Annotated in this window: 15 protein-coding genes; 9 read left to right on the forward strand and 6 right to left on the reverse strand. The window is 72.9% G+C overall.

The window, feature by feature from the left end; all coding sequences use genetic code 11:
* Positions 1-147 precede the first annotated feature (147 nt).
* Both ACWCXH_RS38050 and ACWCXH_RS38055 read right to left on the reverse strand, forming a co-directional pair.
* Positions 148-1,113 (reverse strand): ferritin family protein, encoded by a 966-nt coding sequence (locus tag ACWCXH_RS38050; RefSeq protein ID WP_449806083.1) that lies wholly within the window; start codon positions 1,111-1,113, stop codon positions 148-150.
* 181 nt (positions 1,114-1,294) lie between these two features.
* A complete protein-coding gene (locus ACWCXH_RS38055; protein ID WP_449806084.1) occupies positions 1,295-1,939 on the reverse strand; it encodes a hypothetical protein in 645 nt (214 codons plus the stop codon).
* 154 nt (positions 1,940-2,093) lie between these two features.
* Here ACWCXH_RS38055 and ACWCXH_RS38060 point away from each other — a divergent pair, with 154 nt between their 5' ends.
* The 3 genes from ACWCXH_RS38060 to ACWCXH_RS38070 all read left to right on the forward strand — a co-directional run bounded on the left by ACWCXH_RS38060 (position 2,094) and on the right by ACWCXH_RS38070 (position 3,495).
* Positions 2,094-2,324, forward strand: coding sequence for a hypothetical protein (locus tag ACWCXH_RS38060; protein WP_449806085.1), 231 nt, complete (start codon positions 2,094-2,096; stop codon positions 2,322-2,324).
* Between the two features lie 65 nt (positions 2,325-2,389).
* On the forward strand, positions 2,390-2,884 hold the full coding sequence (locus ACWCXH_RS38065; RefSeq protein ID WP_449806086.1) for a hypothetical protein: 495 nt from the start codon (positions 2,390-2,392) through the stop codon (positions 2,882-2,884).
* On the forward strand, positions 2,881-3,495 hold the full coding sequence (locus ACWCXH_RS38070) for a class I SAM-dependent methyltransferase (RefSeq protein ID WP_449806087.1): 615 nt from the start codon (positions 2,881-2,883) through the stop codon (positions 3,493-3,495). The genes ACWCXH_RS38065 and ACWCXH_RS38070 overlap by 4 nt, the downstream gene beginning before the upstream one ends.
* A 56-nt stretch (positions 3,496-3,551) precedes the next feature.
* Here ACWCXH_RS38070 and ACWCXH_RS38075 read toward each other — a convergent pair whose 3' ends face one another.
* The gene (locus ACWCXH_RS38075; RefSeq protein WP_449806088.1) at positions 3,552-4,478 is read right to left on the reverse strand and encodes an oxidoreductase; all 927 of its coding nucleotides are present in this window, start codon (positions 4,476-4,478) and stop codon (positions 3,552-3,554) included.
* 76 nt (positions 4,479-4,554) lie between these two features.
* On the opposite strand from ACWCXH_RS38075, the gene ACWCXH_RS38080 reads away from it, so the two are divergent.
* Entirely contained in the window at positions 4,555-5,559 is a 1,005-nt protein-coding gene (locus ACWCXH_RS38080) for a DUF5937 family protein (protein ID WP_449806089.1), read from the forward strand.
* A 4-nt stretch (positions 5,560-5,563) separates the two neighbouring features.
* Here the strand turns inward: ACWCXH_RS38080 and ACWCXH_RS38085 are convergent, their stop codons facing one another.
* Positions 5,564-6,016 (reverse strand): hypothetical protein, encoded by a 453-nt coding sequence (locus tag ACWCXH_RS38085; protein ID WP_449806090.1) that lies wholly within the window; start codon positions 6,014-6,016, stop codon positions 5,564-5,566.
* A gap of 98 nt (positions 6,017-6,114) precedes the next feature.
* Here ACWCXH_RS38085 and ACWCXH_RS38090 point away from each other — a divergent pair, with 98 nt between their 5' ends.
* A complete protein-coding gene (locus ACWCXH_RS38090; protein WP_449806091.1) occupies positions 6,115-7,599 on the forward strand; it encodes a glycerophosphodiester phosphodiesterase in 1,485 nt (494 codons plus the stop codon).
* A 99-nt stretch (positions 7,600-7,698) separates the two neighbouring features.
* Here ACWCXH_RS38090 and ACWCXH_RS38095 read toward each other — a convergent pair whose 3' ends face one another.
* Positions 7,699-9,300 carry a M4 family metallopeptidase gene (locus ACWCXH_RS38095; RefSeq protein ID WP_449806092.1) on the reverse strand — a complete coding sequence of 534 codons (1,602 nt, stop codon included), beginning with the start codon at positions 9,298-9,300 and terminating at the stop codon, positions 7,699-7,701.
* A 239-nt stretch (positions 9,301-9,539) separates the two neighbouring features.
* On the opposite strand from ACWCXH_RS38095, the gene ACWCXH_RS38100 reads away from it, so the two are divergent.
* The 4 genes from ACWCXH_RS38100 to efeU all read left to right on the forward strand — a co-directional run bounded on the left by ACWCXH_RS38100 (position 9,540) and on the right by efeU (position 13,942).
* Complete coding sequence (locus ACWCXH_RS38100; RefSeq protein ID WP_449806093.1) at positions 9,540-10,361, forward strand: ABC transporter ATP-binding protein; 822 nt, start codon at positions 9,540-9,542, stop codon at positions 10,359-10,361.
* Positions 10,362-10,492: 131 nt separating this feature from the next.
* Positions 10,493-11,647: an iron uptake system protein EfeO gene (efeO, locus tag ACWCXH_RS38105; protein WP_449806094.1), complete on the forward strand. Its 1,155-nt coding sequence runs from the start codon at positions 10,493-10,495 to the stop codon at positions 11,645-11,647.
* Between the two features lie 123 nt (positions 11,648-11,770).
* On the forward strand, positions 11,771-13,069 hold the full coding sequence (efeB, locus tag ACWCXH_RS38110) for an iron uptake transporter deferrochelatase/peroxidase subunit (RefSeq protein WP_449806097.1): 1,299 nt from the start codon (positions 11,771-11,773) through the stop codon (positions 13,067-13,069).
* A 45-nt stretch (positions 13,070-13,114) separates the two neighbouring features.
* On the forward strand, positions 13,115-13,942 hold the full coding sequence (gene efeU / locus ACWCXH_RS38115) for an iron uptake transporter permease EfeU (protein ID WP_449806095.1): 828 nt from the start codon (positions 13,115-13,117) through the stop codon (positions 13,940-13,942).
* A 276-nt stretch (positions 13,943-14,218) separates the two neighbouring features.
* Here efeU and ACWCXH_RS38120 read toward each other — a convergent pair whose 3' ends face one another.
* Entirely contained in the window at positions 14,219-16,771 is a 2,553-nt protein-coding gene (locus ACWCXH_RS38120) for an ABC transporter permease (protein ID WP_449806096.1), read from the reverse strand.
* Positions 16,772-16,909: the final 138 nt, after the last annotated feature.

A 16,909-nucleotide genomic window follows, 5' to 3' on the forward strand; every position in this document is an offset into this window, starting at 1 on the left:
GGCCGATCGCGCGCTCGTAGTTGGTGAGGTCGACGGTGAGCCCGCCGGCCCGCGTCTCGCCCTGGCCCGACCGCCCCCGACCCCACCGACACCGACCGGGTGGGCCCCGGCGGGGACTCACCCGGAAACGGGGCGGTCACCGCCTGGTCAGCCCAGGCCCTTGCGGGCGGTCTGGAACGCCTGGGCGTGGCCGGCCTCGTCGGTGGCGTTGTGCTGGAAGAGGGTGGCCGCGGCGGTGTCGCCGGCGGCCTTGGCCTGCTGGGCGAACGTCGGGTACATGGTCTGGGACTCGTAGGTCTCGCCGGTGATGGCCGTGGCCAGGTTCTGGCTCGTGGTGCCGACCGTTCCGGCCAGCGCCGCCTCGCCGGAGAAGTGCTCCTGCAGCTCCACGTCGGAGACGGCGGTGAACAGGCGCGCCAGGGCGGGGTTGCCGCTCTGCTGGGCGCGCTGGGCGTAGAGGGTGTACTTGGCGTGTGCCAGGGCCTCACCGTGCATGGCGGTGTCGAGGTTGGCCTTGGTCTGCGCCGAGGTGACCTTGGGCTGCCCGGCCGGTACCGTCACGGGGTTGACGGCCGGGGGTGCCGGGACGGTGCCCTTGCCGGTGCGCAGCGCGGTGAGGGCGGCCTGGTACGCGGCCTGGTGGGCTGCCTCGTCCTTGGCGATCTCGGTGAAGAGGTCGGCGGCGGCGGTGTCGCCGGCGGCCTTGGCCTGTTGGGCGAAGGTCGGGTACATGGTGGTGGTCTCGTAGCCCTCGCCGGTGATGGCGTCGGTGAGGTTGGCCTCGTTGCCGCCCACGAGGCCGCTCAGTGCGGCTTCCTGGGTGAAGTGCTCACCCAGCTCCACATCGGCGGTCTTCCGGAAGAGGTCGGCCACCGCTGACCGTCCCTCGCGCTGGGCCTGGGCCGCGAAGAGAGTGTAGGAGGCGTTGGCGAACGCCTCGCCCTTCATGGACTGCGTGAGATTGTCGTGCGTCTGTTGCTGCAGAGTCGGGATCGCGGTCCTGGCAGCCGGGCCGTCGACAACCGGTGCGGCGGACGCGGCGGAGACGGCGCACATCGCGACGCTCGCGGCCAACGCACCGGTGACCAGAGCGCGTATCGGGTAGGCGGTCATCTCAACCTCCTTGACGGACGCATTCGTCGGGCACCCGCGCCCATCACAGCAAGACGCCCCGGATACCGCCATCCGGCCGCATCCGTTCAGGTGAATACGCGGAGGCGCGCCGCTGCGGTGGAGCTCACGGAGTCGGCCGCCGCCGGCACCTTGGCAGATCCACGCTGTCAAGGCCGACGCCCTACTGCACGACGCCGTGGCAAAGGCGGGCCTGTTCCGAGTCGGCGGGCCAGCGGCCGGCGTGTTCGACCTGGTCGCAGATGAAGCCCGGGCCCAGCGTCGGGAACGGCACCCCGGGCGGCTGTGCCCGTCCTGGAGGGGGTGGTGCCGGGGCGGGCGTCGCGTGGGGCGCCGTGTGCGGGGGGCGGTGCGGCTTCGGGCGCGAGCTCGTGCCGTGATCCGCCGCCGGCCCCTCCTCCGCCGTGCCCGTGCCCGTGCTCGCCGACTTGCCGACCGCGGGGGTCGGGGCGGGCAGCGGGGACGGTGCCGGGGTGGCCGGCGGCGAGACCGCGAGCGGGTCCGGCGCCGCCGGGACGGACGGGGACGGCGAGGAGGCCTGTAGCAGCGGCACCACCGAGACGTCGTCGCCCGTCCCCGGCCCGCACATCGCCAGGACGGACGCCAGCAGGGCGACGGTCCCCACCGCCGCGGCCGCCCACGCCTTGCGCGAGCGCTTCGGGGCGGGAATCGGAAACGGCTCCGGGTCGGGCGGCGGCGGGGGAACGGACGAGTAGGCGGGCCCGGTCGGCGGCGGGGCGGGTACCGGCGGTGGCTGCCAGGGCTGCTCCGGCCACTGCCACTGCCCGTCGGTGGGCTGCCCAGTCATGTCGATGTTCCTCCTGCCGTCCGCTGCCCCCGGTCCGTGGCGTTGCTTCGTGCTCAACGAGCCGCCGGGCCCAACGGGCGCGCCGAGGGCCGGACATGACCCGGAAGAGGGGTCCGGACGGGCGCCGATTGCCACCGCGCCACATATTGGGGGCATGGAGACCGACAGCACGTCCGCACACCTGGTCGAGATCGCGGAGTTCCGCACCGACAGCCGCTACCGGCTGGTCCACTTCGAGGGCCACGGCTGGGAGCCGCTGGCCCCCGAGGAGTTCGAGCCCCGGATCCACCAGCTCTTCCCCGACCTCGACCCCCACGACCCGGAGCGCGTCCACTGGGCCGACCGCCCCTGGGAGTGGCCCGCCTGGCACCCCGGCGAGGCCTGATCCGTCCGACGTGATCCGTCCGGCGTGATCCGTTGCGCTTGATCAGTCGACGCTAGGCTGTCCGGGTGAGCGACCACTTCTGGCGGCGCCTGCCCGGGCAGGCCGTGGACACCAGCTCGCCGACCGAACTCGGCGCGCTCGTCCCCTCCCGGCACGACGCGCGCTTGGCCGAGCTGACCGCCGCCGGGCTGGCCCTGGCCGTGCGGCGCACCGCGCGGCTGATGGCGCTCGCCCTCACCGAGAACGGCCTGCACCCCGACCCGGCGGCCCGCCTGCCCCTCCACGGCGGCGCAGCGCGCGCGGCCGGGAAGCCCGACGTGCTGGTGCTGCGGCCCGAACAGGTGGCCGCCGCCTCCGTGTTCCTGCGCGGCTCGGCCCTCGGCGAGCTGGTCCGTCAGCAGGATGCGCTGCTCGCGCGGACCGTCGTCACGCTCGGCTTCGCGACGCCGTGGTCCGAGACCCTCGCCGCCGAGGTGGTCGCCGACCTGCGGGAACTGCGGGACTTCTTCGCGGACGCGGCGGCGGCCGGCGACGCGGTGATCATGCGGGGGGCGCTGTGAACGAGCCGGCCGGCACGGCGGGTTACGGCGCCGAGGCGCAGGCGCTGGCCGTCCAGTACGAGAGCGTCACCTTCGCCGAGGTGCACCGCGAGATGCTGCACCTCTTTCCGGCGCCGCCCGCCGCCGTCCTCGACATCGGCGCCGGCACCGGCCGTGACGCGGCGGCCCTCGCCGCCCTCGGCCACTCGGTGGTCGCCGCCGAGCCGACGCCCGAACTCCGCCGCATCGGCGAGGAGTTGCACCGCGATTCCGGCGTCGCGTGGGTCTCCGACGCCCTCCCGGAGCTGCCCTCACTGGACGCCGGACGCTTCGACCTCGTCCTCCTGACCGCCGTCTGGATGCACCTCGCCCCCGCTGAACGCCCGCCCGCGATGGCCTCGTTGGCCCGCCTCCTGGCCCCCGGCGGCCGTGTGATCCTCTCGCTGCGCCACGGCCCGGTGCCGCCGGGCCGCCGCATGTTCGACGTCCCGCCCGAGGAGACCGTCACCCAGGCCGCCGCCCACGGCCTGCACCCCCTCCACCGCACCACCCGCCCCGACCTCCACGCCCGCCCGGGCGTCCACTGGACGGTCCTCGCCTTCGGATTCCTCGCCTTCGGACCGACGGCCTGACGCCCCGGGAAGTCACCTGCTCTACCTGCTGGACGCGGCCGGCGAGCGTGACGAGGTCAGCCCGTGTGAGCGGCGTCCAGGAGGGCGAGGTCGTCCGCCGTGAGCTTCAGGGTGCCGGCCGCGATGTTGTCGGCGAGGTGGGCGAGGTCGCCGGTGCCGGGGATGGCGAGGACGTTGGGGGCGCGATGGAGGGTCCAGGCCAGGCGCACCCGGGCGGTGCTCACGCCGTGGGCCTGCGCCACGGCCTCCACCTGCGGCGGTTCGCCGGTGCCGGCGTCGGCGCCCCGCTCATGGCCGGCACCGGCGATGGCGTAGAAGGGCACGAAGGCGATGCCCTGCTCGGTGCAGAGGCGCAGCACCTCGTCCTGTTCGGGCGAGGCACCGATGCCGTACGGGTTCTGGACGCAGACGACGGGGGCGATGGCCCGGGCCTCGGCGAGGTGGTGCGGGCGGACGTTGGAGAGGCCGAGGTGGCGGATGAGGCCGGCCCGACGCAACTCGGCGAGGGCGCCGAAGCGTTCGGCGATCGAATCGGCGCCGTGGATGCGCAGGTTGACCAGGTCGAGGTGGTCGCGGCCGAGTTGGCGCAGGTTCTCCTCGACCTGGGCGCGGAGGCCCTCGGGGGTGCGGGCGTGCTCCGCCCAGGTGCCGTCGAGGGCGCGGGCGGGGCCGACCTTGGTGGCGATCACGAGGTCGTCGGGGTAGGGCGCGAGGGCGCGGTTGATCAGCTCGTTGGCGGAGCGCAGCGGGGAGAAGTAGAAGGCGGCGGTGTCGATGTGGTTGACGCCGAGTTCGAGGGCGCGTCGCAGGACGGCGATGGCCTGGTCGCGGTCGCGCGGGACGGCGTGCGGGGTGAGGGCGGGGCCGGTCTGGGGGAGGCGCATGGCGCCGAAGCCGATGCGGTGGACGGTACGGTCGCCGAGGGTCCAGGTGCCGGAGGCGGCGGCATTGACGGTGTTGTGCGCGGTGGTGTCGGGAGTCATGCCGCACATGATCGACTTTGCATTACCCTGACCGCCAATGATTCGGGAATGCGCGAATCCACGGGGGCGGACGTACTTGGACACGGAGTTGTCGTTCACGGCCGGGGACCTGGCGAGCATGCGGTTCGCGGTGTCGCCGATGTGGGAGGTCGGGCCGAGCCTGCGGTTGCTGGCCTCGGGCCGGGACCATCCGGTGCACCGGCCGTGGCTGGAGCAGGTGCGGCCGCGGCTGGCCGCCGCCGGGCCGGTGCACGGCTGGCTCGCCGAGATCGTGCCGCCCGCCGGGTACGTGCCGGATTTCGTCAACCCGGCCCCGGCCGGCCCCGCGCCCGGCCTCGTGGACGAGCTGGCCGCGATCCGGGCCACGCCCGCTGAGCGGGTGCGGCGCGACCTCGACCTGCTGCGGGCGAAGCGCGGCGGGCTCGGCCCCCGCCTGCGCGCCCTGTACGCCGATCCGCCCGCCGGCCTGGCGCGGCTCACCGAGGCCGTCGAGGCGTACTGGGAGCTCGCGCTCGCGCCGTACTGGGCGCGCATCCGCGCGGTGCTCGACGCGGACGTCCTGCACCGCGCGCGTCAGGCGGCCGAGCACGGCGCGGCGAGCGTCCTCAACGGCCTGCACGCCGAGGTCCGTTGGGCCGGCGGCGTGCTGCGGCTGGAGCGCCGCCCGAAGCCGCTGGACCGGCGGACGGCCGGGGCGGGCCTGCTGCTGATCCCGTCCGTCTTCACCGGCCCGGGCCTGCTCACCTGCGTCGCGCCGCCGGATCCGCCGCAGCTCGCGTACCCGGCGCGCGGCATCGGCGCCCTGTGGGCCGCCCGGCCCGCCACGCCGAGCAAGGCCCTCGCCGCCGTCCTCGGCCGCTCCCGCGCGCTCCTGCTGGTCGAGCTCGACGCCCCGGCCTCCACCACCGAACTCGCCCGGCGCACGGGCCTGTCGCCCGCCGCCGTCTCGCAGTACCTGACCGCCCTGCGCGACGCCGGCCTGGTGAGCGCCCACCGCGCGGGCCGCTCGGTGCTGTACGCCCGGACGGCCGCGGCGGAGGCGGTCCTGGCGCCGTTGACGCAACCGGGGCCGCCGGCCTGAGCGCTCATTCCGGCAGGGACGACACCCCGGCCACGGTGACGAGCAGTTCGAGCGGGAGCTCTGTGTCGGCCTGGCCGATGGCCAGCCCGAGCCAGCGGTCGGTGGACGGCACCCGCCACACCTCCATGAGCCCGGCGACCTGGCACAGCGAGCCCAGCGGCTCGGGCGGCCCCAGTGGCTCGGGCGGCTCGACGCAGGCGTCCGGGGCGTCGTCCAGCCCGAGGTACGGGAACAGGTCGACGGTCCGCGGAGCGCCCCAGCGATCGGTGAGCGCGGCCGCGAGGCGGGCGAGCTCGGCCTCGAACTCCTCCTGCGCCGCCGCGCACTCGCCCGGCCAGGCCGGGTTCCAGAAGTCCCGGCTCTCCCGGAGCACGGCCAGGTGGTACCCGGCCTCGGGGAACGGCTCGGCGATCAGCCCGTCGATCAGCGACACAGAGGACTGGAGTTCGGTCGACACGGCGGAAGCCTACGAGAAACCTCCGAAGAGCGTAATCGTCACGACCGGTTCCCCGTTTCGTCGGAACGGATTCGCCGACCGCGCGTAGCGTGCTGTACATGACACCACGCCAGCTCGCTCGCCGTCGGCGGACCGGCCTGGTCGCGGCCCTGGTCGCGGCGGCCCTCGGACTCGGCACCGTCGCGTTGACGAGCCCGGCCGGCCGGCCCGGCCCCGCACCGGCCCCCGCCGGGCGGACCGCGGCCCCCGCCCCCGGCGACGTCGTCATCGACGAGACCTTCGCCGGCCCCGGCCTCCCCGCCGGATGGAACCCCGTCGAGGGCGACTGGCGGGTCGAGAACGGCCGCCTCGTCGGCACCTCCGCCGACCAGGCCCGGCAGAGCCGGATCACCTTCGGCCGCCACCTGGACGACTTCCGCCTCGAAGCCACCGCCCGCTTCGAGACCGTCCAGGACGCCGCCCGCTGGACGGCCCTCGGCCTGGACGTCCCGGCCGCCGGCACGACGCCGTGGTCGGTCGCCACCGTCCGCTCGGGCAGCACGGCAGCCAACGGCCTGGAGTTCGCCCAGCGGACCACCGGCAACACGTGGAACGTCACCGACACCGCCGCCGCGCCCTCCGCCGCCGCCACCGGCCGGGACGTGCGGATCGCCGTCGAGGTGCACGGCACCAGCGCCCGCTGGACCTTCGAGGGCCGCGCGGCGCTGCGCACCACCCGGCTCGCCCGCAGCGCGGACGGCGGCCAGGCGCTGCTGGTCAACGGCGCGCGGGTGTCCTTCGCGGCGGTGAAGGTGACGGCGCTCGCACCGAGTGCGTGGATCCGTCCGGCCGACGCGCCGGTGACGGTGTTCGCGCACCGGGGCGGGTCCTCCGCCGCGCCCGAGAACACCCTGGTCTCGGACGAGGTCGCCCGCCGGGCCGGCGCCCAGTGGATCGAGAACGACGTCCAGCCGAGCAAGGACGGCGTCCCGTACGTCCTGCACGACGACACCGTGGACCGCACGACCAACGGCACCGGCCGCATCCGCGACCTGACGTCTGCCCAGCTGGACGCGCTCGACGCCGGCTCCTGGTTCGCCCCGGTGTACGCGGGCACCAGGCTGCCGAAGCTCGCCGACCAGCTGGAGGACCTGCACACCCGCGGCGGCAACCTGCTGCTGGAGATCAAGGGCCCGCACACCCGTGAGGAGGTCGCCCGGATCGTCAAGGAAGTCCGCGACCACGACATGGCCGACCGGGTCCTCGTCCAGAGCTTCCAGGTGGACGCCCTGCGCTACGCCCGCGAACTCGCGCCCGAGCTGCCCCTCGGCCTGCTCCGCTCCCAGCTCGACCCCGACCCGGTCGCCACCGCCCACGAGCTCGGGCTCACCGCCTACAACCCGTCGGACGACGCCCTCGCCCCGCGCCTCGCCGTGGTGAAGGACCTGCACGCCGCCGGCGTCGCCGTCAACGTCTGGACGGCCGACGCGCCCGCCCGCTGGAAGGCGCTGGAAGCGGCCGGGGTGGACGGCATCATCACCAACCGCCCTGCCGAACTGGCCGGTTGGAACGCGGCCTGGCTCCAGGCGACGTCCGGCCACTAGGCTGCCGGGCGTGGAGTGGCTGATCCCCGCGAACCCGCCGCGGCGCGGCACGGTGAGCGCGTTCGACGGACGTCTGGTGCTCGACCTGAACGAGAAGGGTCAGTTGACCTTGACCGCGCTCCACGCCGCCGCCACGGCCTTGTACTCGGGGCTGTTGAGCCCGTACAGGTCGCTCGCGGCGCTGAGCGAGGCGGTGCGGGCGCCCTTGTAGTTGGTGGTGGAGGTCATGTAGACGGTCAGCGCGCGGTACCAGATCTTCGCGACCTTCTGGTTGCCGATGCCGGTCACCTTCGAGCCGTTGCAGGTCGGGCTGTCGTACGCGACGCCGTTGATGGTCTTGCTGCCGCTGCCCTCACTGGCCAGGTAGAACCAGTGGTTGCCGACGCCCGAGGAGTAGTGCACGTTGAGCTTGCCGACGGTGGCGCTCCAGCAGTCCGCCGAGTGGCCGTCCAACGAGGGCTTGTCGAAGCGGCGCAGCCACGGCGGGGTCGACCGGTCGCTGAACAGGTAGTCGGGGGTGTCGTACTTGTTGTTGGCGAACCACTCGACCATCGTGCCGAAGATGTCGCTGGTGGACTCGTTGAGGCCGCCGGACTCGCCGCTGTAGCGGAGGTTGGCGGTGGCGCTGGTGACGCCGTGGGTCATCTCGTGGCCCATCGTGTCGAGGTCGACCTGCTCGGGGTCGGTGGTGCCGTTGCCGTCGCCGGTCATCATGCAGAAGCAGTCGTCGGACCACTGGGCGTTGTCCCAGTCGGTGCCGACGTGGACGAAGACGGTGGCGCCCCTGCCGTCGTTCTTGATGCCGTTGCGGCCGAAGGTCTTCTTGTAGTAGTCGTACGTCCAGGCGGTGTTGGCGTGGGCGTCGACGGCGGCGGTGGAGCGATCGGCGGAGAACCTCTTCCCGTCGCCCCACACGTTGGTGGCACTGGTGAACAGCGTGCCGGAGTTCGCGGTGATCGTGTCGGCGGAGATGTTGTGGGCGTCCTTGGTGACGTGGCCGCGGACGGGGTCCTTGAGGGTGTAACCGCCGCCGGCGGCGGGGGTGGTGTCGACGGTGACGTCGCCGGTGTACTCGGAGTGGCCGGTGCCGGAGGCCTGGTGCTCCTTGTCGTAGGCCTCGATCTGCTCGCCGGTGGTGGCGTCGGTGACGACGACCCGCCCGGCGGGCTGGCCGTGCTCGCCGGTGCCGGCGACGGTGGTGCGCCAGGCGAGCCGGGGCGTGCCGTCGGCGGCCCAGACGACCAACTCGGGCGTGCTGACCGCGTCGTGGACGCCCGGGGCGGCGGCTATCGCGTTGCCGGCGGTGGCCTGCGGGGGCACGGCCGGGGCGGTGGACTTCACGGCGGGGTCGTGGGCGGCGGCGCGGGTGGAGTCCTTGAGGCGGCCGCGGGCGTCCTGGTGGACGACGAGGTCGCCGCCGACCACGGGCAGGCCCTGGTAGGTGCGGTCGAAGCGGACGTGTGACGCGCCGTCGGCGTCCAGGACGACGTCCTTGAGCGCGAGGTCCTGGCCGTCGCCGAACCCGAACACCCCCGCGTTGCGGGTCACGTTGGCCCGGGCCTGGGCGATCGCGGCGTCCCGTCCGGCGGGGGCGGCGGAGGCCGTGCCGGCGGGGACGGTGACGGCGACGAGGGCGGCGATGACGGCGGTGGCTCCGGCCGTGCGGGCACGGCGGGACGTCGACGAGGAGGTGGGGCTCACTCTGACTCCAGTGGGGGTGGTGGCAGGGAAACGAGCGGTGAAGCCCGGGCAAAGGGCTGCTCGCGAACAGCTGCGACCGAGATTGACGGTGATCGGTCATGGAGAGCCAGAGGAATAGTCATATCTTTGCCAAGTTGTGTCCTGAACAAATCAACATCGGTCATGACTGATCGGATGCGAAGATCCAGCATGTGAACGGTCCATGACGGTCCGTTCGGGGCGGTTGTACTGTGCGCCGCATGACCTCGTCCCCCTCTTTTGACGGCCCGCTGCTGCGCACCAAGGACGTGGACGTCGTGCGCGACGGCCGTCACCTCCTGCGCGGGATCTCCCTGGCCATCCGGCCCGGCGAGCACTGGGCGCTGCTCGGCCCCAACGGCGCCGGCAAGTCCACGCTGCTCGCCCTGCTCGGGGCGGTCTCCCACCCCACCCGGGGCGAGGTGGACGTGCTCGGGCACCGGCTCGGCCGGGTCGACATCCGCGAGCTGCGGGCCCACCTCGGGCACGTCAACCCGCGCCACCCACTGCGCTCGCCGCTCACCGTCCGGGAGGTGGTGCTCACCGGGTACACCAACACCATCGAGCCGGAGTGGCACCGAAAGCCCGACCCGGAGGCGGTCGACCGGGCCGAGCGGCTGATCGGGACCCTCGGCATGACGGCCATGGCCGAGGCCCCGTGGACGACCCTCTCCCAGGGCGAGCGCGGCCGGGTCCTGATCGCCCGTGCGCTGATGCCGAGCCCCCGTCTGCTGCTGCTCGACGAACCGGCCACCGGGCTCGACCTGACCGCCCGCGAGCTGCTGCTCGACAGCCTCGACCTGCTGCGCCACCAGCACCCCGAACTGGCCAGCGTGCTGGTCACCCACCACCTGGAGGAACTTCCGGAGAGCACGACCCACGCGCTGCTGCTGCGGGACGGCGAGTGCGTGGCGGCCGGGCCGGTCGACGAGGTGATGACGACCGGGCTGATCAGCGCGACCTTCGGCCACCCGATCCGGATCACCCGGCACGAGGGCCGCTGGACCGCCCGCGCAGCGGCCCGCCGCACCCCGGGGCGCTGACCGGGAAGGGGGTGGGTGACGCCGGTAAGGAAATCTTACGTAAGGTATGCCTTAGCTCATCAGGAGGCGCCGGCCCGGCCGGCGCTTTACCACGCCTTGGCACCCCCATGCCCTTTCCCGTTGGAGCCGTCATGCCCGCCCGCCGTCGTACGACCGCAGCCGCGCTGCTCACCCTCGCCGTGGCGACCGCCACACTGGCCGGCTGCGCGGACAAGAAGGACGACAAGGCCGCCGGCGCCGACGCGGTGAAGATCAACGCGACCGACTCCGCGTGCGAGGTCTCGAAGACCGCCTTCCCGGCCGGCCATGTCGTCCTGGACATCAGCAACAAGGGCTCCAAGACCACCGAGGTCTACGTCTACGCCGAGGGCGACAAGATCGTCACCGAGCGCGAGAACATCGGCCCCGGCACCAAGGCCACCGTCAACGCCGAGATCAAGGCGGGCTCGTACGAGATCGCCTGCAAGCCCGGCATGGTCGGCGACGGCATCCGGCAGAAGGTCACGGTGACCGGCGAGGGCGGCGCTTCCGCCTCCGCCTCCGCCGACCCGCGCCTGGCCGCCGCCGTCGATGCCTACCGCACGTACGCCCAGGAGCAGGCCGACGCCACCGTCCCGGCCGTCGAGGCCTTCGCCGCCGCGATCAAGGCGGGCGACGTCGAGAAGGCCAAGTCCCTCTACGCGCCCTCGCGCACCGGCTGGGAGCGCACCGAGCCGGTCGCCGAGAGCTTCGGCGACGTCGACCCGAAGACCGACACCCGCGAGGACAAGGTCGAGGCCGGCAAGCCGTGGACCGGCTGGCACCGCCTGGAGAAGTCGCTCTGGGCCGACGGGAAGATCGGCGACGACGAGAAGCAGCTCGCCGACCAGCTCGTGGGCGATCTGAAGGGCTGGCAGAAGAAGATCCCCGCGGCGGAGATCACCGCGACCAGCATGGCCAACGGCGCCAAGGAACTGCTGGACGAGGTCGCCACCAACAAGATCACCGGCGAGGAGGACCGCTACAGCCACACCGACCTGGCGGACTTCGACGCCAACGTCGAGGGCGCACAGAAGGCGTACGAGCTCCTGAAGCCCGTCGCCGCCGAGAAGAACCCCGAGCTCGCGAAGACCCTGGACGCCGAGTTCGCCTCGATCCAGGCCCTGCTCGCCAAGTACAAGCAGGCCGACGGCACCTTCACGTCCTACGACAAGGTCGCCGAGGCCGAGCGCAAGACCTTCTCCGACGCGGTCAACTCGCTGGGCGAGCCGCTGTCGAAGCTGGCCGCCGCCGTGGTCGTCAAGTAACCAGCCCCCAGCCCGCATTCACCACACCCCACGCACGCCGTTGCGGCCCCGTCCGGCCGTCACGGCATCCGTGGGCCGGCAGCACAGAGAAGGATCCGCGTGCCGATGGACGCCGAGAAGCCGATGGACACCGACAACGAGCAGCAGAACGGGACGCCGGACACCGTCACCGCCCCCCGGAGCACGGTCAGCCGTCGCGCCGTCATCGGCTGGGCCGGTGCGGGCGTCGCGCTCGGCGCCGCCGCCGTCGGCTCGGTGGCCGCGGCCACCCGGCAGGACGACCCCGGCCCGGCGCCCGCCGCGGCCCCGGGCGCCGAGGTGCCGTTCTACGGCGACCACCAGGCCGGCATCGCCACGCCCGTCCAGGACCGGCTGCACTTCGCCGCGTTCGACGTCTCCGAGAAGGCCACCCGCGAGTCGCTGGTCAAGCTGCTCAAGGAGTGGACGAAGGCCGCCGCGGCCATGACCGGCGGCCGCGAGGTCGGCACCGGTGCCGCCAGCGGCCTGCCCGAGGCGCCGCCGGACGACACCGGCGAGGCCCTCGGCCTGCCCGCCTCCCGGCTGACACTCACGATCGGCTTCGGCCCGGGGCTCTTCGAGAAGGACGGTGTGGACCGCTTCGGCCTGAAGGCCAGGCGCCCCGAGGCCCTGATCGAGCTGCCGAACTTCAAGGGCGACAAGCTCGACCCGCTGCGCAGCGGCGGCGACATCTGCGTCCAGGCCTGCGCCGACGACCCGCAGGTCGCCGTGCACGCGATCCGCAACCTCGCCCGGATCGGGATGGGGACGGTGAGCATCCGCTGGTCTCAGCTCGGCTTCGGCAAGACGTCCTCCACCACGCCGGACCAGCAGACCCCGCGCAACCTGATGGGCTTCAAGGACGGCACCCACAACATCGCGGGCACCGACTCCGCCCGGCTGGCCGACCACGTGTGGGCCGCCCCGGGCGACGGCCCGGACTGGATGACCGGCGGCTCCTACCTGGTCGCCCGGCGGATCCGGATGCACATCGAGACCTGGGACCGCACCTCGCTCAAGGAGCAGGAGGACGTCTTCGGCCGCACCAAGGGCGAGGGCGCCCCCTACGGCAAGGCCAGGGAGCACGACGACCCGGACCTCAAGGCGATGCCGGCCGACTCGCACGTCGCCCTGGCCCACCCGGACGCCAACAACGGGCTGATGATCCTGCGCCGCGGCTTCTCCTTCACCGACGGCACCGACGGCCTCGGCCGCCTGGACGCCGGCCTGTTCTTCCTGGCCTACCAGCGCGACACCCGCACGGCCTTCGTGCCGCTCCAGCAGCGGCTGGCCGCGAGCGACAAGCTCAACGAGTACATCCAGCACGTCGGTTCCGCGCACTTCGCCTGCCCGGCGGGCGTCCGCAAGCCGGGGGAGTGGTGGGGCCAGGCCCTGTTCGGCTGACCACCGCGACCCTCCCGTACCACCTCACCACCCCCAGGAGCCCGCGTGTTCGGCAACTACCTGATCGGCCTGCGCGAAGGCCTCGAAGCCAGCCTGGTCGTCTGCATCCTGATCGCCTACCTGGTCAAGACCGACCGCCGGGACAAGCTGCCACCGGTGTGGCTCGGCGTCGGCTCGGCGGTCGTGCTCAGCATGGCGTTCGGCGCGGTGCTGCAGTTCGGCTCCTCCCAGCTCACCTTCGAGGCCCAGGAGGCGCTGGGCGGCAGTCTGTCGATCGTCTCGGTCGGCCTGGTGACCTGGATGGTGTTCTGGATGCGCCGCACCGCCCGGCACCTGAGGACCGAGCTGCACGGCAAGCTGGACGCGGCGATCGCGATGGGCACCACGGCGCTCGTGGTCACGTCCTTCCTCGCGGTCGGCCGCGAGGGCCTGGAGACGGCGCTGTTCATCTGGTCGGCCGTCCAGGCCACCGACGACGGGTGGAACCCGCTGATCGGCGCGGCGCTCGGCCTGCTCACCGCCGTGGTGCTGGGCTGGCTGTTCTACCGCGGCGCGCTCAGGATCAACCTGGCGAAGTTCTTCACCTGGACCGGCGCGATGCTGGTCGTCGTCGCGGCCGGCGTGCTCGCCTACGGGGTGCACGACCTCCAGGAGGCCGGCTGGCTGCCGGGCCTGCACGGCCTGGCCTTCGACATCAGCGGCACGATCCCGAAGGACAGCTGGTACGGCACGCTGCTGAAGGGCGTGTTCAACTTCCAGCCGGACCCGACCGTCCTCCAGCTGGTGGTCTGGCTGGGCTACCTCGTCCCGACGCTGGCCGTGTTCTTCGGCCTGTTCGGCGGGAGGACGACGCGGAAGCCCGTCGCCGCCTGACCTGCCCGTCCTCCCCGATCAGCCCCGCACGGCAACCGACCGCCGTGTGGGGCTGGTTCATTTCCGCTGACGGTAGATGGAACCGAATTCAGGCCACGGATCGCGCTGACGGATGGACAGCACCACGCCCAGCCCGTCGAACAACTCCTCGTCTCCGCAGCCGGGTTCACCATCGATCGCTGCAACCCAGCCACCAGGGCGTGGCGTTCGCCGGTCCGTGAGAACACGAAGGCCCCCGCATGCCGGAAGCATGCGGGGGCCCGTGGCGCGGTGCGGCTAGTCGCTCTTGATCGCGCCCAGGATGTCCATCCGGGCGGCCCGGCGGGCCGGCCAGAGGGCGGCCAGCAGGCCGATCAGGGCGGCCGCGACCAGGAAGCCGGTGATCTGCGCCGGCGGCACCACGGTCGACATGTTCTTGAAGGTGTCGCCGAGGGTCTTCAGGCCCGCCCAGGCGACGACGATCCCGAGGCCCACGCCGACCACGCCGCCGAACAGCGCGATCAGCAGCGACTCCAGGCGGATCATCCGGCCGACGCCGCGCCGGTCGAGGCCGATCGCCCGCAGCATGCCGATCTCCCGGCGGCGCTCGAAGACCGACATCGCCATGGTGTTGACCACGCCGAGCACCGCGATCACGACGGCCATGCCGAGCAGGCCGTAGAGGACGCTCAGGAGATCCGTGATCATCCGGCGGTTCTCCTTCTTGATGTCGGCCTCTCCCTTGACCTCGATCAGCGGGTTGCCGCCGGTCGCGTCGCGCAGCGCCTGCTTCAGCTTCGCGTCCGCGCCCTGCTCGCCCTTGACCAGGACCCTGTCCGGCCCGGTGCCGGGCTGGGCGTGCGGGCCGACCACGGCGTCCGGGGCGACGATCCCGGTCAGCACGGAGTTGGCCTCGATGACGCCGCCGACGGTGAGCGAGCCCTTGGTGCCGTCCGGGTAGGCGACGTTCAGGACGTCGCCGACCTTGTGGCCGAGGCCCGAACGCACCAGCAGCTTGCCCTGCTTGAGGGCGTCCGCCGAGCCGTCCTTGACCTTGATCGTGACCAGCCGGTCGATCGTGTTCGCGTCGACCGCCTTCAGGTACTCGATGTCGGAACCGTCCGCGCCGGTCTCCACCGGGATGATGCGCACGGCGCTCGCGGCGCTGACGCCGGGCGCCTTGGCGATCTGCGGGGCGACCTCGGGGGAGAGCATCGAGAAGTTCGCCATGGCGACCGTGTAGTCGGCCGTGGAATCGCTCGCGGTGGCCTTGTCCACGGCCTTGTTCACCGAGGCGCCGACCACGGTCAGCGCGGTGATCAGGGTGACGCCGATGGTCAGCGCCGAGGCGGTGGCGGCGGTTCGGCGCGGGTTGCGGACCGCGTTCTCCCCGGCCAGCCGGCCCGGCGTGCCGTACACGGCGCGCAGCAGCGGGGCGAACAGGGCGATCAGCGGGCGGGACAGCAGCGGGGTGAGCACGAACACGCCGATCAGCAGCGCGCCCGCGCCGAGGCCGACGAGCTTGACCTCCTTGGAGCTCGCACCGGCCGCCAGCGCCGCCGCGCCGGCCAGCGTGAACAGCAGGCCGATCGTGTTGCGGATCACCAGGCTCTTCTGGGTGGCCGGCTGCTCGACCGAGCTCATCGCCGCCATCGGGGAGATCCGGGCGGCCCGGCGGGCCGGCAGCCAGGCGGCCAGCACGGTCACCGCGGTGCCGACGACGATCGCGGTGACCACCGTGGACGGCGCGATCACCAGCGGGCCGTCCGGCAGGTTGGCCTCCAGCGGGCCGTTGAGCAGCGACCGCATCCCGACGGCGATGCCGATGCCGGTGACCAGACCGGCCACCGAGGCGGTCAGACCGACCAGCAGGGCCTCGACCTTCACGGACCGGGTGATCTGCCTGCGGCTGGCGCCGATCGCGCGCAGCAGGGCCAGCTCCCTGGTGCGCTGGGCGATCAGCATGGTGAAGGTGTTGGCGATGATGAAGATCCCGACGAACAGCGCGATGCCGGCGAAGACCAGCAGCGCCGTGCTCAGGCCCTTGGTGCCTTCGGCGATCATCTTGTCCTGCTCGTCGGCGAGTTCGCGGCCGGTCCTGGCCTCGAAGTCGCCGCCCTGCGGGAGGGCCTGGCGGACGGCGGCGAGCAGCGCGGTGTCGTCCGCGCCCGGCTTGCCCTTGACGTCCAGCTCGGCGAAGTGCCCCGGGCTGAGGTAGAGCTGCTGGGCGGTGGCGGTGTCGAAGGCGGCGAGCGAGCCGCCGGAGACGACGCGCGGGTCGTTGGTGTGCAGGGTGCCGGTGAGCTTCAGCTCCATGACCGGGCCGTTGACGGCCACCCGGACGGTGTCGCCGACCTTGTAGCCGCCCTTCTCGGCGGTCTTGGCGTCGAGGGCGATCTCCGTGCCGTTCTTCGGGCCGCGGCCCTCGACGAGCGGGTAGCGCGGGTCGGTGCCGTCGGTGCCCGGCACGTAGTTGGCGCCGGTGGTGGAGAAGCCGTCGCCGATCAGCGCGCCCTTCTTGTCGGCGATGCCGGCGAAGCCGCTGACGACGCCGCGCGCGTCGGCGGCGCCGGGCAGCGCCGCGACGGCCTTGCGGGTCTCCTCGGTGAGGGACGGGCCCGAGGCGGCCTTGCCGCCGTGGTCGTAGCCCCGGTCGACGGCGCCCCGGTCGGAGACGGTCACGGCGATGTCGGTGTAGCTCTTGGCGCTCTGGGACCTGAGCGCGTTGCCGAGGGTGTCGGTGAAGACGAGCGTGCCGGCGACGAAGGCGGTGCCGAGCATGACGGCGAGGACCGTCATCAGCAGGCGGGCCTTGTGGGCCAGCACGTTGCGCAGTGCGGTGCGGTACATGGGGGAGTGTCAGTCCTGGGGTGTCTTGGGGGAGTCGGCGCTTCGGCGGGGCTGCTGGTGTGTCAGCTGGTGCGGCCCTTGGCGTCGAAGCGGCGCATGCGGTCCAGGACGGTGTCGGCGGTGGGGGTGTGGAGTTCG

This window comes from Kitasatospora sp. NPDC001660 (assembly GCF_053596725.1).

Bases quoted from the DNA above. Each gene is read 5' to 3' on its own strand.
- ACWCXH_RS38120 (WP_449806096.1), bottom strand. From the start codon at position 16,771: ATGTACCGCACCGCACTGCGCAACGTGCTGGCCCACAAGGCCCGCCTG.
- ACWCXH_RS38090 (WP_449806091.1), top strand. From the start codon at position 6,115: ATGACACCACGCCAGCTCGCTCGCCGTCGGCGGACCGGCCTGGTCGCG.
- ACWCXH_RS38100 (WP_449806093.1), top strand. From the start codon at position 9,540: ATGACCTCGTCCCCCTCTTTTGACGGCCCGCTGCTGCGCACCAAGGAC.
- efeB (WP_449806097.1), top strand. From the start codon at position 11,771: ATGGACACCGACAACGAGCAGCAGAACGGGACGCCGGACACCGTCACC.
- ACWCXH_RS38060 (WP_449806085.1), top strand. From the start codon at position 2,094: ATGGAGACCGACAGCACGTCCGCACACCTGGTCGAGATCGCGGAGTTC.
- ACWCXH_RS38050 (WP_449806083.1), bottom strand. From the start codon at position 1,113: ATGACCGCCTACCCGATACGCGCTCTGGTCACCGGTGCGTTGGCCGCG.
- efeO (WP_449806094.1), top strand. From the start codon at position 10,493: ATGCCCGCCCGCCGTCGTACGACCGCAGCCGCGCTGCTCACCCTCGCC.
- ACWCXH_RS38055 (WP_449806084.1), bottom strand. From the start codon at position 1,939: ATGACTGGGCAGCCCACCGACGGGCAGTGGCAGTGGCCGGAGCAGCCC.
- ACWCXH_RS38075 (WP_449806088.1), bottom strand. From the start codon at position 4,478: ATGACTCCCGACACCACCGCGCACAACACCGTCAATGCCGCCGCCTCC.